This window comes from Chryseobacterium hagamense (genome assembly GCF_007991455.1).
GTDB classification, from domain to species: domain Bacteria; phylum Bacteroidota; class Bacteroidia; order Flavobacteriales; family Weeksellaceae; genus Chryseobacterium; species Chryseobacterium hagamense.
The window spans coordinates 133,831-148,777 of the sequence record NZ_BJYJ01000004.1 but is presented as its reverse complement, the minus strand read 5'-3'; the positions used below and the strand labels follow the sequence as shown (position 1 = coordinate 148,777).

Below are 14,947 nucleotides of genomic sequence, written 5' to 3'. Positions count from 1 at the left end.
GAATAAAAAGGATGGTTCATGTTTATGTTCCGAGGGGACTTGACGATCATAGCTCCGGGTGAAACCCGGAGTTAATGAAATAGACATCAGCAATATCCTATTTGAGTATTCTTGTCATAGGAAACTTCCGGCATCCGGCATCCTTATTCCAGTCTGTTAACTTGAAGTTCATGTCAGTTTATTTCTGGTCCGTGAAATAGGAATACGGAAAATCCTTTTCATCCGTTCCGCGGTCTTTATTGGGCTGGGAAACCATTTGAAAATCCAGTTTGGCACCCTTCATCAGTTCCTGGTGGCTGAGCCAGTTTCTGGTATATTTCTTTCCGTTGAATTCCAGCGATTGTACAAAACGGTTGTTGTCATTATTGTTCCTGGCATTAATTTCAAGTGTTTTCCCATTTTCAAGATGCACTATGGCTTTTTTGAACAGGGGAGCCCCTAGAACATACTGATCTGTTGCCGGCGTTACGGGATAAAAGCCAAGCGCTGAGAAAATATACCAGGCTGAGGTCTGCCCGTTATCTTCATCGCCGCAATAACCATCCGGGCTGGGCTGGTACAGGCGGTTCATGGTCTCCCGTACCCAATACTGCGTTTTCCAGGGTTCCCCGGAATAATTGTACAGATAAATGATGTGCTGGGCCGGCTGGTTGCCATGGGCATACTGTCCCATATCGGCATTCACCATTTCCTGAATTTCATGAATCGTCGATCCGTAATACGAATCATCATACACGGGAGGCAACTCAAAGACCTGATCCAGTTTCTTTGAGAAGGCTTTCCGCCCGCCCATTAGCCTTGCCAGACCTTCAATATCCTGGAATACCGACCAGGTATAGTGCCAGGAATTTCCTTCCGTAAAGGCATCGCCCCATTTAAAGGGATTAAAAGGAGTCTGGAAGTTTCCATCACGGTTTCTTCCCCGGGCTAGTTTTGTTTCGGGATCGATGACTTTTTGGAAATTCTGGGATCGGCGGTAATATTCTTTCCATTCGGATTCCGGTTTACCTAATGCTTTTCCCAGTTGGGCAATGGCAAAATCATCGTAAGCGTATTCCAGCGTCCGGGCTGCATTTTCATTGATCTTTACATCGTAGGGAACATAACCGAGTTCTTTATAATACTGAATGCCCAGCCTTCCCGTTGCCTCCGGACCTTCGTTATTGGCTCCATGCAGAAGAGCCTGGTACAGGGTTTCAATATCATAACCGCGTAGGCCTTTCAGGTAAGCATCGGCTACCACAGAGGCGGAATTGTTGCCGATCATAATATCAGAATAGGACGGACTCGACCATTCGGGAAGCCAGCCGCCTTCCTTATAATCGTTAATCAGCCCGTTCTGCATTTCAACGTTGATTTCCGGATACACCAGATTCAGGAAAGGGTAGAGCGCCCTGAACGTATCCCAGAAACCTGTTCCTGCAAAGCGGTAACCGGTTTCCGTGTTCCCGGAATAAGGACTGTAATGAACAATCTGTCCGGCCTGGTCGATTTCATACATTTTATGAGGAAAGCAGAGCATCCGGTAAAGGCAGGAGTAAAAAGTACGCATCTGATCCACTGTTCCTCCGGCCACTTCCACTTTTCCCAGTTTTTCATTCCAGGCCTGCTTAGCCTTTCTGAACGTATCATCGAATGAATCCTGAGCCAGCTCCCGCTGCAGATTCAGTTCCGCCTGTCCGGGACTGATGAAGGAAGAAGCTACCCGGAGATTCACTTTTTCCCCTTTCTTCGTCGCAAAACCGATGACGGCTCCGCAATGATCCCCTGTAATTTCCGTAACATCCTTTACAAAATCCTTATCCTTCCAGGCGGAATATTTTACAAAGGGCTTATCGGAATAGATCACAAAGTAATTTTTAAAACCGGTCAGTTTACCGCGGGAATATCTTGTGGAATATCCTACAATTTTCTTTTCGGAAGGGATAATTCTGATGGCTGAGCCTTTATCAAAAGCATCTATCACAATCCATGAGTTTTCCGAATCAGGGTAGGTCAGCCTGAGCTGGGCCGCTCTCTCTGTGGGCGTAATTTCTGCCGTTACATTATGGTCAGCCAGGTAAACACTGTAATAATAAGGTCTTGAAACTTCGGATTTATGGGAAAACCAGCTGGCCCTTTCGTCTTCCGTGAAACGCATTTTACCGGTAACAGGCATGATGGAAAACATTCCGTAATCGTTCATCCAGGGTGAAGGCTGATGCGTCTGCTTGATCCCGCGGATTTTATCGGCATCATAGGTATATTGCCAGCCGTTCCCGTTTTTTCCGGTCTGCGGCGTCCAGAGGTTCATCCCGTGGGGAACGGCAACCGCAGGATAGGTATTTCCATTGGAAAGCGAAGGCTTCGATAATGACCCGATTAACGGGTTGACGAATTCCTCAGGATGCTCCGGGGCATTTTCGATCCACTGCGACCGGACCTGAATAAATGGAACAAGTAAAAGGATGAAAAGAATCTTTTTCATGGATGGATATTAAGTTGGGCTAATTTAACCACAAATATGATAAGGATGAATAAAAATGGCAGGACTTATCATATATATTTAATAAGCTTCAAGGGCAGGCTTTACGATCAGAATAAAATCTTTTGTATTGGTTTGGGTAAATAAAGCATACCGGTTTCATGTAAAAGATTGGTTTTATTCAGGTTTAAATCAGATTTAAAATTAAGAACGGCAAATTATCCTGCATTTTATTATCTTTGCAAATTACATAGTTCTTAAATGAAAAACATACGAAATTTTTGCATAATCGCTCATATCGACCATGGTAAAAGTACTTTGGCAGACCGTCTTCTGGAATATACCAATACGGTTTCCCAAAGAGAATTACAGTCCCAGACGCTGGATGACATGGATCTGGAGAAAGAACGCGGGATTACCATTAAGTCCCACGCCATCCAGATGGATTATGAGCTGAACGGCGAAAAATATATCTTAAACTTAATCGATACCCCGGGACACGTAGACTTTTCTTATGAAGTTTCCCGTTCCATTGCAGCCTGTGAAGGTGCGCTTCTGATTGTAGATGCGGCCCAGAGCATCCAGGCCCAGACCATCAGTAACCTGTACCTGGCACTGGAAAATGACCTGACGATTATTCCGATCCTGAATAAAATCGACCTTCCTTCGGCAAATCCTGAAGAAGTAACCGATGAAATCATGAATCTGATCGGCTGCGATTACGATGATGTATTAAGGGTTTCCGGAAAAACAGGGGAAGGGGTACACGACCTTCTGGAGCATATCGTTAAAAGAATTCCGGCACCGGTAGGAGATCCGGATGCACCGCTTCAGGCTCTGATCTTCGACTCGGTATACAATCCGTTCAGGGGGATCGAAGCGTATTTCAAAGTGGTGAACGGAAGCATTACCAAAAACGAAAAGATTAAATTTTTCGCTACAGGAAAAGAATACGGGGCTGACGAAGTAGGAACATTGAAGCTGAAGCAGGTACCGAAAAAAACGGTAGAATGTGGTGACGTAGGTTACCTGGTATCCGGAATCAAAGATGCGCGTGAAGTAAAAGTAGGGGATACCATTACTTCATTCACCAATCCGGCTGCCGGACCGATCGAAGGGTTTGAGGAAGTAAAGCCGATGGTATTCGCCGGGATTTACCCGATCGACTCAGAAGATTTCGAAGAACTGAGATTCTCCCTTGAAAAATTAAGGCTGAACGATGCTTCCCTGGTTTTCGAGCCGGAAAGCTCAGCTGCGTTAGGTTTCGGATTCCGTTGCGGATTTCTGGGAATGCTCCATATGGAAATCGTTCAGGAACGTCTGGACCGGGAGTTCAACATGAACGTGATCACGACGGTACCCAACGTATCATATTTCGGGTATACCAAAAAGGAACCTGAAGTTCCGATCCTGATCAACAACCCGTCTGAAATGATGGACCCATCAACCATGGACCGCGTGGAAGAGCCGTTCATCAAGGCCTCCATTATTACCAAGTCCGATTTCGTAGGAGCTGTGATGACCCTGTGTATTGAGAAAAGAGGGGAAATCGTTAACCAGAGCTACCTGACCTCCGAAAGGGTGGAGCTGGTATTCAATATGCCGTTGGCTGAAGTGGTTTTCGACTTCTATGACCGGTTGAAATCCATTTCCAAAGGATATGCTTCGTTCGATTACCATCCGATCGGATTCCGTTCTTCCAAGCTGGTGAAGATGGATATCCTGATCAACGGGGATATGGTGGATGCCTTATCTTCATTGATCCACGATTCCAACGCTTACTACATCGGTAAAAAGATGTGTGAAAAGCTCCGCGAGCTGATCCCGAGACAGCAGTTCGATATTGCCGTTCAGGCCGCTTTGGGGACAAAGGTAATCGCCAGGGAAACCATCAAAGCATTGAGAAAGGACGTTACCGCCAAATGTTATGGTGGGGATATTTCCAGAAAGAGAAAACTTTTGGAGAAGCAGAAGGAAGGAAAGAAGAAAATGAAGCAGATCGGAAGGGTAGAAGTACCGCAGTCGGCATTCATGGCTGTACTGAAGCTGAATGACTAAGAGCCTGTTTAAATTTACCTTTTATATTTTAACATTAAGAATTTAAGGCATTTTAGCTTAAAAAATCAATATGTCGGTTGCCCGGCAATATTCAATTAAGTCAATTGAAATCATCGTATTAAAGTGAAGAATAAACAAAGTTTATTTAATTCAGAAAATTAAGAGAAATGACGGAAAGTTTGATGAATTAAAATTTTAAACAGGCTCTAAATAAAAAGCCGCTAAATAGGCAAAAGATAAAAGTGAAATCCGCAGATAATCTCTGCGGATTTTTTTTGTTTATGACTCAGATAATTTTTTATTTCTCAACTAAACCGTAACTTTGTGTACTCACAACGCAAATTTAATTTATGGCAGGTTCAAAGAAATTACAGGATATCAAAGTGGCCGTGGATGCGGTGGTTTTCGGGTATTTCGATAAAAAAGAACTACAGGTGCTCCTGATCCAGCGGAATATCGAGCCTTTCAAAGGAGGCTGGGCACTTCCGGGCGGACTTGTTCTGGATGATGAAAACCTGGATGATGCCGTAAAGCGCGAACTCTGCGAAGAAGCCGGTATAAAGCCCGATTTCCTGGAACAGCTCTATACATTCGGCAATGTGGGCCGCGACCCCCGGAACCGGGTGGTTTCCGTAACCTACCTGGGATTGGTAAACCCGTCTTACCATGAGCTGGCTGCCGACTCCGATGCGGACGATGCCCAATGGTTCGGTATCAACAGCCTTCCGGAACTGGCTTTCGATCATCAGACCATTATCGATACGGCATTGAAAAGACTCCGGACTAAAATCCAATACCAGCCCGTCGGCTTCAATCTGCTGAACGGGGAATTTGCCTTCTCAGAGCTGGAAAACCTTTATAAAACCATCGTCGGACAGGAAATCGACCGCCGGAACTTCCGGAAAAAAATCATGAGTTACGGCCTGCTGAATGAAACCGACAACTTCAAGAAAGAAGGCAGCGGCAGACCCGGGAAAATGTTTACTTTCAACCAGGAAAAATACAAAGAACTGGAAGAGCAGGGTTTTTATTTTGAACTGAAATAGTTTAAGACGAGTCATACAAATATTTACACGAATTCATAATGGATTATTGTTCTGCTGTTGTGCATTACAGTGCACAGACTAAAAAAGCTTAACATTTCAATAGTAACTCTATTCTGTCAGAGTTTTTCGGATATACAATTCGGATTAAAGCTTATCTTTTAAAATTCATTAAAACAGAAAGAATACCACAAGTAATTCGCGTCAATTGTGCAAAACATTTGTGTCATTCGTGTTCACATTAGAAATTTTCATCATTGAAAATCAATAGTTTAGGTGTTTTAGCGTAAAATTAACACAAATTAATTTGGAAGGTAAAACCATATTCCTTTAAATTTGTGTAAAAATAACGCAATCATGAAATACACGATGCAACATATCATTGAAAAATTCCAGCACCATGAAAAACCGGACTTTCTGTTCTTCTGGGGGCATACGGCAAAAGGGGAAGTGACCAAAGCTTGCTTCAGTCAGTGGTTTCCTGCTGAGTTCCGGGAAGATGATATAACCTATAAGACTGCCGAACATTATATGATGGCCGGAAAAGCCAGGCTTTTTGATGATCATGAAATTTTGGAACAGATCATAAAGTCTGAAACTCCGGATCAGGTTAAAAGACTGGGAAGAAAAGTCAGAAATTTCGACCCACAGCTTTGGGATGAGCATAAATACGGGATCGTAAAACAAGGGAACCTGCTGAAGTTTTCACAGCATGAAGCGCTGAAAGAATTTTTGCTGTCCACGCAAGACCAGGTTTTGGTAGAAGCCAGTCCGTACGATACCATCTGGGGGATCGGAATGCCGGAAACCAGTTCCAAGGCTATGAACCCTTCTGAATGGAACGGTGAGAACCTCTTGGGATTCGCTTTGATGGAAGTACGGGACGAACTGAGAAGATAAAAACACAAAACCAAACACCTGATATTATGGAAAAGACAATATTACATCCGGAGATCTTTCTGATCGAAAATTTCCTGACGAATGAGGAATGCGATCATTATATTGAACTCACAAAAGATAAGGTATTTGAAGAAGCGAAGATCAATATGCAGGGCCGGCAGGTCATGAGCAAAGGCATCCGGAACAATGACCGGCTGATGGTTTTCGATAACGAACTGGCTGAAAACCTGTTTCATAGGGCCGCTGGATTTCTTCCTCAAACCCATGAAACCCATAAAGTTTCAGGTTTTAATGAAATGTTCAGGATCTATAAATATTCGCTGGGACAACGGTTCAAAATGCACCGGGACGGAAGCTATATCAAGAATGAACATGAGAAGAGCTTTTACACCTTCATGATGTATCTGAATGACGATTTTGAAGGCGGGGAAACCGAATTTGAAGGCCTGTGCACCGTGGCTCCGAAGAAAGGGTCAGCACTGGTCTTCCATCATCCGTTAAGACACGAAGGAAAAATACTGATCAGCGGACTGAAATATGTACTGAGGACAGACATCATGTACACAAGAGAACAATAAAAGGATAGAACCAAACTTCCGTATTGCATTAAAATTAAAGCCCGGCATGCAACGGGTAACTATAAAATCAGTATTTAACTAAAATTTACGTTATGGGAAGTACAAGATACGACATGGACGCTCGTTTCGACAGAGCAAGAAAGATGGGGTATGCATCAAAAAGTGCAGGTGAAATTTTCACTCAGAACGCAGAAAGAAGAGCACACGAATCAATGAATCCAAACGGGGTATTCTTTAGGGAAGCCCGGGATTCAGCCGTACACCCGGAATCATTCCCGATTATTTTAGGACTGGATGTTACCGGAAGCATGGGCCATATTCCGTATAACCTGATCCAGGAAGGGCTTCCCAAACTGATGGGCGGAATTATCCAGGGCGGGGTTCCGGATGCCGCACTCCTGTTTATGGGAATCGGGGATCACGAATGCGACAGTTATCCGCTGCAGGTGGGACAATTTGAATCCGGTGATGAAGAACTGGACATGTGGCTGACCAGGACCTACATCGAATCCGGCGGAGGCGGAAATGGCGGAGAAAGCTACCTGTTAGCCTGGTATTTTGCCGCTTTCCATACCCGGACCGATGCTTTTGAAAAAAGAAATCAGAAAGGATTGCTGTTTACCGTAGGTGACGAACCCTGCCTGAAAACCCTTCCTGCTTCTGCGATCCGGGAGATTATGGGAGCCGGGCAGCAGACCTTTACGCATAAGGAACTCCTGGCTGAGGCAAGAAAGAAATATGAGGTTTACCATATCAATGTCCTGCATTCAGACCAGGCGATGCGTGCTGACCAGGGCTGGAAAGACTTGCTGGGAAGAAATTGCGTATCGATCACCGATTACCGGGATGTTCCGTATGTGATCAAGGAAATTGTCTGCAAAACCCGTAAAGCCGGAGAACATGCGGAACAGGAGCAACGGGAAGGATGGAGCGGAATGATTCAGAGATTTTTAAGATGAAAACAGCAGAAATCGTTATAGGGCTGGGATTCGGTGATGAAGGCAAAGGCATCACCACCGATTTCCTCGCAGCCCGGAATCCGGAGGCTGTGGTCATCCGGTTTTCGGGAGGGCAGCAGGCTGCACACACCGTGATGATCGATGACCGCAAGCATGTGCATTCCAGCTTTGGCAGCGGGGGATTACGGGGCCTGCCGTCCTATTTTACAGAGCACTGCACCATTCATCCCGTTTTTATGTACAATGAATGGAAAGAACTGAAAGCCAAAAATGGAAATACCGAACTTCATATCCATCCGCTGGCTAAAGTAACAACGCCGTTTGATGTCCTTCACAACAGGAGAGACCTACGGAATACGGAGCACGGAACCTGCGGAAAAGGAGTGGGCGCTACGATGAAAAGGCATGAAAGTCCCTACCGGCTGTTTGCAGCTGATTTAATTGCGCCGAGACCGATGCTGATCGAAAAGCTGAAAGGCATTGCTTTGTATTACGGCTTTTCCGAGGGCGAAGAAATACAGCAGGCACTGGATGATTTCCTTAATGCCATCGATGAGATGGAGTGGAACATTGAAGGCTACGGCTACCTGGAAAGTTTTGACCATCTGATTTTTGAAGGCAGCCAGGGAATCCTGCTGGATATGGACCACGGCGTATTTCCGAATGTGACCTATGCCCATACCACTTCAAAAAATGCCCGTGAAATATGCCGGCAGCTGGGAATCGGTCATATCGAAATGTTCTACGTGACGAGAAGCTATGGCACCCGTCACGGAAACGGATGGATGAGCAATGAACGGGAGCTTCCGCTACGGAACAATGAAGAGGAAACGTGTACGTTCAATGACTATCAGGGAGCCTTCCGTACCGGGGATCTGGATTATCAGCTGCTGGATTATGCATTAAAGGTAGATGAAGGTTACGGCATTGCCCACCGGAAAAACCTGGTGGTTACCTGTCTCGATCAGCTAGACAAACCTTTTGAACCCGGAAAACTGAACGTCAAATTTGATGAAATTTGGGGATCATATTCTCCGTACTCGAAGGACTTTAAAAAATTAATGAATAAGTAAATTAGTAATGAATAAAAAGATATTTGTATTTGGAAATGGAAATCTCTCATGGGAAAACTTTCACCGGTTTTATATTGAACCATTGAAAGGAACAGCGGTTTCCGAATGCGAATTTATCATTGGTGATTTTGCCGGAACCGATACCATGATGATGGAATATCTAAAGGATAAAACTGAAAATGTTACCATTATTCATATGAAGGATCGGCCCAGATATTATGTTAATACTTTCAGGAATAAAGCTTCAAAATGGAAGACGGTGGGCGGATTTGTTTCCGATGCTGAAAGAGATAACTTCGGAATTTCAAACTGCACTCATTTTTTGGCTATTGATTTTAATTCCGATGAAACAAGAAAAAGCGGAACGCTTAAAAACAGTGAAAAATGCCTGAGTTTAGATAAAATCAGAATCATTTGAATATAAAAATAATAATCTGTTTATTTTTTGAATAAAATTGATTATCTATAATTAGTGGAGTCCGAAATCCTTGTGGACTTTGCTGAGTGAAACGTGTCATACTGAGCCTGTCGAAGTACCTTTGCGAACTTAAAAACAGTAGTAGTTAAAAAAAATTTGCGGCCTTTGCGTTAAAAACAAAAACAAATAACCATGAAAACACAAACCTTATACAGACCGGTCGGGGAAAAAGAAATGCTTTTAATCATTGAAAACGATTACAAGGCATTTCCTCCCAGACTGGAATGGCAGCCGATTTTCTATCCTGTGCTGAATGAAGACTATGCCTCCGAAATTGCAGAAAAATGGAACACCCGTGATGAAGCTGGAAATTATTTGGGATTTGTCACCCGATTTGAAGTGCTGGAAGAAGCGGTTAACAAATACCCTTCCCGAAATGTAGGGGCGAAAAACCATAACGAACTTTGGGTTCCCGCAGAAGAACTGGAAGCGTTCAATCAGGCCATCACCGGAAAAATTGAAGTCACTTAGGTTTTTATCGGGAAAGATTTCAAAGAAACGGGGCATACAGCCATAGAAAATTTATTATTCAACATTAAAAAAACTCACCATGACCAATAAAGGAATGGCAAAAGATACCTTGGAAATCTTAGCTAAAAAATATTATATCAACGGAAACAACGAAAAGATAAACATCGAAAACGAACTGGGAGCTTCTATGAAAGGAACCGTTCTGTTTTCGTCCGAAGCGCTTGCGGAACTTACCGAAAAAGAAGTTCCTGAAAAACATTTTGAGACCCGGTTTGAAGTATGGAGATGCAGTTCCCTGAAAGCCATTTTACAGCTGGCGGAAGAGGAAAACCGGGAAAAAATCATGTGCCTGAATTTCGCATCGGCTAAAAACCCCGGCGGCGGTTTCATCAACGGAGCCGAAGCACAGGAAGAGAGCCTGGCGAGAACTTCGGGATTGCATGAAAGCCTGCTCCAGGCATGGGATTATTATAAAATCCACCGGGAAATGGAATCCTGCTTTTATACCGACATGATGATTTACAGCCCGAAAGTCCCGGTTTTCCGTAAAGACAAAGGGGAATTGCTGCCAAAGCCGGTTTTGTGTAATTTTATTACCTCTCCGGCAGTGAACGCGGGTGTCGTTAAACGTCAGGAGCCGGAAAGAGCCGGTGAAATTTTCGGCGCCATGGATATCAGAACGGAGAAGATGCTGGCGCTGGCATTACACCAGGGAAATGAAACCCTGATTTTAGGCGCCTGGGGATGCGGTGTGTTTAAAAATGATCCGGCAGAAATAGCGGAGCTGTTTAAAAAGCACCTTCAGGGAAAATATAAAAATAAATTTAAAAGAGTGGTCTTTGCAATTCTGTCGAAGAAAGAAGAGATGATCAGGCCGTTCGAAGAAATATCATGAAGCTCAAATTAAAAAAATACAAAGAACAGATAGAGGACTGGCCGAAGGAAGGGCATCACCTCATGGCGCAATATGATGACGAAAAGATTATTGTGTACCAGTCTTACCGGAAGGAAATCGGGGAATTTGCCGTAAGAAACCAGTATTTCGGAGGGCCTTTCAGCATGGAAAGGATGACCTGGATCAAGCCGAACTTCCTCTGGATGATGTACCGGAACGGCTGGGGAAAAAAAGAAGGGCAGGAATATGTGCTGGCCATTCACCTGAAGATGGATGCTTTCAGGAATTACCTGGAAAACGCCGTTTATTCTTCCTACAATGGCCGGTTGGGAATCTCCAGGGAAGAATGGCAGGATGAGGTAAAAGCATCCTCCGCCAGATTGCAGTGGGATCCGGATCATGATCCTTTCGGGTCAAAGCAGGAAAGAAGAGCGATCCAGATCGGTTTGAGAAATGACCTGATTAAATCGTTTGCCAGGAAAGATCTCATTTTAATTGAAAACATTTCAGAATTTGTAAAAGAACAGCGTCAGTTTGTTTTGAATGGTGAGCTCGATCAGCTGATGTTGCCTGAAGAAAAACCGCTGCTGTTCGATGATGCGGATCTGAATAGAAAATTAAGACTCAGGTAATGAAAAATAAACGCTTGCTTGCTTTAAGATCGCTGACGGGAATCTCCATCGGCGATGCCTTCGGGGAAAGTTTTTTTGGAGAAGAAAGGTTAGTTAGGGCATCCATTCAGCAAAGGATCATTCCTGAAGGTAATCCGGATTTTACCGATGATACCATTATGGCCATTACCGTTTTCAGATCGTTGGAGCAATTCGGGGAAATTGATCAGGATTTTCTGGCGGAAAAGTTTACTAAAAATTATTATTTAGATACCAACCGCGGATACGGACCTTCCATGCACCTGTATTTCAGAGACGTGAAGAGCGGTGATTATTGGAAAGAAGTTTCTTATGCCAAATTTGAAGGTCAGGGTTCCATGGGAAACGGCGGTGCCATGAGGGCTGCTGTAATCGGAGCTTATTTTTATGATGATTTTACCAGACTGAAAGAAAATGCAGAACGGTCCTGTGAAGTGACGCACGCCAACCGGAAGCCATGGAAGGAACAAAGGCCATTGCCCTGGCTGCCGCCCTTGCCGTCCGGGAAAAGCTGGATATGGAAATTTTTGATCAGCAGGATTTCATCCGGATTATTCAGAATGAATTAAGTGATTCCGATATGAAAAGCAAACTGAACAAATGCTTATATTTAGATGGAAATCCCAGTAAAGAATTGTTGGTAAAAACATTGGGTAACGGAACCGGGATGACGGCCCAGGATACGGTGCCGCTGGTCATCTGGATGCTTTCCCGGTACAGGTACGATTTGGAAGAATGTCTTTGGAATACCGTTTCTATATTGGGCGACCGGGATACCACCTGCGCTATGGCTGGAGGTGTAAGCATTCTGTGCTGTAAGGAAAACACCATTCCGGGCTGGGCATCCACTATTGAAAACTGGAAAAAAAGCAGATTTTATGAACATTGAACTTATCAAAGGTGACATCACAAAAATTCAGGCCGACGCTATTGTGAACGCGGCTAATTCCTCATTGCTGGGCGGCGGCGGGGTAGACGGAGCGATTCACCGGGCCGGCGGAAAGCAGATTCTGGACGAATGCATCGAAATCAGGAACAAGCAGGGGAAATGCAATACCGGAGAAGCGGTGGTAACCACAGCCGGTAACCTTCCGGCGCAATACGTTATCCATACCGTCGGGCCGGTCTGGAACGGAGACGAAGGAAAATGCTTCCCGTTATTGGAGAACTGCTATAAAAATTCACTGAAGCTGGCAGAAAGCCTTGGTATAAAGACCATCGCTTTCCCCAACATCAGCACCGGCGTCTACCGTTTCCCGAAAGAAGCGGCAGGAAAAATTGCCGTGGAAACGGTAAAGAATTTCAGATCAGACACCGTCGGAAAAATTATTTTCGTCTGCTTCGATGATGAAAACGAAGCGATTTATAGAGAATTATTGGAGAACAATAATAAAATATAAGAGCTTTTTAAATTTAGTTCTGATTTTTTATCATTAAGTAATTAAGATATTTTAGCTTAAAATCAATTTGCTGAGCACTGTCTTATTTATTAAAATTGATTTAAAAGTTTCCACAGCGAAAAAAATTAAGAATAAGCAAAGTTTATTTAAGTTCAGAAAATTAAGATTAAAAATAATAACGTAAAATTTCTGAGTTAAAATTGAAACAGGTTCTAAGTTTTATGTTCTTTGCTGAGTGAAACGCCTTTGCGAACCTCTAAGCAGTTAGTTTACAAAAATTCTTTGCGAACTCTGCTTTAAATTTAAATAATAAAAACCAATGAAAAAATTAACCATATTAACCGGCGCCGGAATCAGTGCCGAAAGCGGAATAAAAACTTTCAGAGACGGAGACGGGCTCTGGGAAAACCACAGCATTACCGATGTGGCCAGTCCGGAAGGATGGCGCAGAGACCGGGCCCTGGTCCTGGAATTTTATAACCAGAGGCGCCGCCAGCTCCATGAAGTGGAACCGAATGACGCCCACTGCTTACTGGCGGAACTGGAAAAATATTTCGAAGTTCGGATCATCACCCAGAACATCGATGACCTGCATGAAAGAGCCGGATCCACCAACATCCTGCATCTTCACGGCGAGCTGTTCAAATCCTGCTCAAGCAACAACAAGAACCTGATCTACGAGCATAAACATGACATCAACATCGGCGACAAGGCGGAAGACGGATCCCAGCTGAGACCGTTTATCGTTTGGTTCGGCGAAGATGTGCCATTGATGAAAGAAGCCTCCCAAATGGCGAAAGAAGCCGATATTTTCCTGGTGATCGGAACTTCTCTGCAGGTGTATCCTGCAGCCGGACTGCTTCATGACATTAAGGACAACTGCCTTCTGATTGTGATCAATCCCAATGAAACAAACGTTGGCTACGGGCAAAGGGCAGTGGTTATGAAAGAAACCGCAACCCAGGGAATGAAACTGCTGTTTGACAAACTGGTAAACCTTGCCTGATGGGAAATCTTGTGAAAGCCGGAATCTTCGGTGTTTGTATCGGTGATGCGCTGGGCGTGCCGGTGGAATTCCGCAGCAGAGAACAGCTGAAACGTTCTCCAGTTACTGCGATGAGGTCGATGGGAACCCATCACCAACCCGCCGGCACGTGGAGTGATGATGGTTCATTAACTTTATGCCTTGCAGACAGCCTTTGCAAAGGATACGATCCGGAAGATATGGCGCTGAAGTTTCTGCAATGGTACAATGCGGAAATCTGGACGCCTCACGGGCGGGTTTTCGACATCGGAATTGCCACCTCACAAGCCATTCACAGAATTGGCAAGGGGACCTTTCCCACTTTATGCGGCGGAAACTCTGAATTTGATAATGGAAATGGCTCTCTGATGCGAATTTTGCCATTGGCCTTCTATATCAAAAATCTTCCGATTGGAAAACGTTTTGATACGGTAAAAGACGTTTCCAGCATTACCCATGGACATATCCGGTCTGTATTGGCTTGTTTTATTTATCTGGAACTGGTTCTGGAGCTTTTGAAAGGAAAAGACAAATGGGAAGCTTACCGGACCATGCAGCACACCGTCCGCGAGTTTCTGGATCATCATCCGATCTGCTCACAGAATGAAATGGATAAGTTCCACCGTATTCTGGAAGTAAAAGTTGGCAATTATGAAGTGGATCCCTTGTACATCTTACAGGAAAGCGAAATCAGCTCATCAGGCTATGTCCTTCACAGCCTGGAAGCTTCTTTATGGTGTTTCCTGAATTCGGAAAGCTATTCCGAAGCGGTTTTAAAAGCCGTGAATCTGGGAGAAGATACGGATACCACCGGAGCGATTACCGGCGGACTGGCAGGAATTTATTATGGCTTTGAAGCGATTCCTGAGGAGTGGGTTGAGGTGTTGGCGAAAAAGGAGGATATTGAAAACCTTTGTATTAAATTAGAAGAAAAATTAATGAGATAACACAAAT

The 14,947-nt window shown here is 44.2% G+C and carries 14 protein-coding genes and 1 pseudogene; 14 read left to right on the top strand and 1 reads right to left on the bottom strand.

Annotated elements, in window-relative coordinates; translation table 11 throughout:
- Positions 1-178: 178 nt before the first annotated feature.
- Positions 179-2,467, bottom strand: a complete 2,289-nt coding sequence (locus CHA01nite_RS06650) for a GH92 family glycosyl hydrolase (protein ID WP_146940527.1) — start codon at positions 2,465-2,467, stop codon at positions 179-181.
- A 258-nt stretch (positions 2,468-2,725) separates the two neighbouring features.
- Between CHA01nite_RS06650 and lepA the strand changes: the two genes are divergently transcribed.
- The 14 genes and pseudogenes from lepA (at position 2,726) to CHA01nite_RS06575 (ending at position 14,940) form a co-directional block, all read left to right on the top strand.
- Positions 2,726-4,522, top strand: a complete 1,797-nt coding sequence (gene lepA, locus CHA01nite_RS06645) for a translation elongation factor 4 (RefSeq protein WP_146940526.1) — start codon at positions 2,726-2,728, stop codon at positions 4,520-4,522.
- Positions 4,523-4,872: 350 nt separating this feature from the next.
- Positions 4,873-5,568, top strand: a complete 696-nt coding sequence (locus tag CHA01nite_RS06640; protein WP_146940525.1) for an NUDIX hydrolase — start codon at positions 4,873-4,875, stop codon at positions 5,566-5,568.
- 354 nt (positions 5,569-5,922) lie between these two features.
- The gene (ybiA, locus tag CHA01nite_RS06635) at positions 5,923-6,465 is read left to right on the top strand and encodes a riboflavin biosynthesis intermediates N-glycosidase (protein WP_146940524.1); all 543 of its coding nucleotides are present in this window, start codon (positions 5,923-5,925) and stop codon (positions 6,463-6,465) included.
- 26 nt (positions 6,466-6,491) lie between these two features.
- Positions 6,492-7,043: a 2OG-Fe(II) oxygenase gene (locus CHA01nite_RS06630; RefSeq protein WP_146940523.1), complete on the top strand. Its 552-nt coding sequence runs from the start codon at positions 6,492-6,494 to the stop codon at positions 7,041-7,043.
- Between the two features lie 92 nt (positions 7,044-7,135).
- Positions 7,136-8,002: a hypothetical protein gene (locus CHA01nite_RS06625; protein ID WP_228458353.1), complete on the top strand. Its 867-nt coding sequence runs from the start codon at positions 7,136-7,138 to the stop codon at positions 8,000-8,002.
- Positions 7,999-9,075, top strand: a complete 1,077-nt coding sequence (locus CHA01nite_RS06620; RefSeq protein ID WP_146940522.1) for an adenylosuccinate synthetase — start codon at positions 7,999-8,001, stop codon at positions 9,073-9,075. Before CHA01nite_RS06625 ends, CHA01nite_RS06620 begins: the two co-directional genes overlap by 4 nt.
- Before the next feature lie 7 nt (positions 9,076-9,082).
- Entirely contained in the window at positions 9,083-9,493 is a 411-nt protein-coding gene (locus CHA01nite_RS06615; RefSeq protein WP_146940521.1) for a hypothetical protein, read from the top strand.
- A gap of 192 nt (positions 9,494-9,685) precedes the next feature.
- Positions 9,686-10,024 (top strand): ADP-ribosylation/crystallin J1, encoded by a 339-nt coding sequence (locus tag CHA01nite_RS06610; RefSeq protein WP_146940520.1) that lies wholly within the window; start codon positions 9,686-9,688, stop codon positions 10,022-10,024.
- Positions 10,025-10,103: 79 nt separating this feature from the next.
- Positions 10,104-10,919, top strand: a complete 816-nt coding sequence (locus CHA01nite_RS06605; protein WP_146940519.1) for a TIGR02452 family protein — start codon at positions 10,104-10,106, stop codon at positions 10,917-10,919.
- Positions 10,916-11,551, top strand: a complete 636-nt coding sequence (locus CHA01nite_RS06600; protein WP_146940518.1) for a DUF4291 domain-containing protein — start codon at positions 10,916-10,918, stop codon at positions 11,549-11,551. Before CHA01nite_RS06605 ends, CHA01nite_RS06600 begins: the two co-directional genes overlap by 4 nt.
- A pseudogene (locus CHA01nite_RS21065) lies at positions 11,551-12,458 on the top strand (ADP-ribosylglycohydrolase family protein). The gene CHA01nite_RS06600 and the pseudogene CHA01nite_RS21065 overlap by 1 nt, the downstream one beginning before the upstream one ends.
- The gene (locus tag CHA01nite_RS06585) at positions 12,448-12,969 is read left to right on the top strand and encodes an O-acetyl-ADP-ribose deacetylase (protein WP_146940515.1); all 522 of its coding nucleotides are present in this window, start codon (positions 12,448-12,450) and stop codon (positions 12,967-12,969) included. The pseudogene CHA01nite_RS21065 and the gene CHA01nite_RS06585 overlap by 11 nt, the downstream one beginning before the upstream one ends.
- A 319-nt stretch (positions 12,970-13,288) precedes the next feature.
- Positions 13,289-13,975 carry an SIR2 family NAD-dependent protein deacylase gene (locus tag CHA01nite_RS06580; RefSeq protein WP_146940514.1) on the top strand — a complete coding sequence of 229 codons (687 nt, stop codon included), beginning with the start codon at positions 13,289-13,291 and terminating at the stop codon, positions 13,973-13,975.
- Positions 13,975-14,940 carry an ADP-ribosylglycohydrolase family protein gene (locus CHA01nite_RS06575; protein WP_146940513.1) on the top strand — a complete coding sequence of 322 codons (966 nt, stop codon included), beginning with the start codon at positions 13,975-13,977 and terminating at the stop codon, positions 14,938-14,940. Before CHA01nite_RS06580 ends, CHA01nite_RS06575 begins: the two co-directional genes overlap by 1 nt.
- The last annotated feature ends 7 nt before the right edge of the window (positions 14,941-14,947 follow it).

Excerpts from the sequence above, each read along its gene's own strand:
- CHA01nite_RS06620 (WP_146940522.1), top strand. The coding sequence starts at position 7,999 with ATGAAAACAGCAGAAATCGTTATAGGGCTGGGATTCGGTGATGAAGGC.
- CHA01nite_RS06650 (WP_146940527.1), bottom strand. The coding sequence starts at position 2,467 with ATGAAAAAGATTCTTTTCATCCTTTTACTTGTTCCATTTATTCAGGTC.
- CHA01nite_RS06640 (WP_146940525.1), top strand. The coding sequence starts at position 4,873 with ATGGCAGGTTCAAAGAAATTACAGGATATCAAAGTGGCCGTGGATGCG.
- ybiA (WP_146940524.1), top strand. The coding sequence starts at position 5,923 with ATGAAATACACGATGCAACATATCATTGAAAAATTCCAGCACCATGAA.
- CHA01nite_RS06610 (WP_146940520.1), top strand. The coding sequence starts at position 9,686 with ATGAAAACACAAACCTTATACAGACCGGTCGGGGAAAAAGAAATGCTT.
- CHA01nite_RS06580 (WP_146940514.1), top strand. The coding sequence starts at position 13,289 with ATGAAAAAATTAACCATATTAACCGGCGCCGGAATCAGTGCCGAAAGC.
- CHA01nite_RS06615 (WP_146940521.1), top strand. The coding sequence starts at position 9,083 with ATGAATAAAAAGATATTTGTATTTGGAAATGGAAATCTCTCATGGGAA.
- lepA (WP_146940526.1), top strand. The coding sequence starts at position 2,726 with ATGAAAAACATACGAAATTTTTGCATAATCGCTCATATCGACCATGGT.
- CHA01nite_RS06575 (WP_146940513.1), top strand. The coding sequence starts at position 13,975 with ATGGGAAATCTTGTGAAAGCCGGAATCTTCGGTGTTTGTATCGGTGAT.
- CHA01nite_RS06630 (WP_146940523.1), top strand. The coding sequence starts at position 6,492 with ATGGAAAAGACAATATTACATCCGGAGATCTTTCTGATCGAAAATTTC.
- CHA01nite_RS06605 (WP_146940519.1), top strand. The coding sequence starts at position 10,104 with ATGACCAATAAAGGAATGGCAAAAGATACCTTGGAAATCTTAGCTAAA.
- CHA01nite_RS06600 (WP_146940518.1), top strand. The coding sequence starts at position 10,916 with ATGAAGCTCAAATTAAAAAAATACAAAGAACAGATAGAGGACTGGCCG.
- CHA01nite_RS06625 (WP_228458353.1), top strand. The coding sequence starts at position 7,136 with ATGGGAAGTACAAGATACGACATGGACGCTCGTTTCGACAGAGCAAGA.
- CHA01nite_RS06585 (WP_146940515.1), top strand. The coding sequence starts at position 12,448 with ATGAACATTGAACTTATCAAAGGTGACATCACAAAAATTCAGGCCGAC.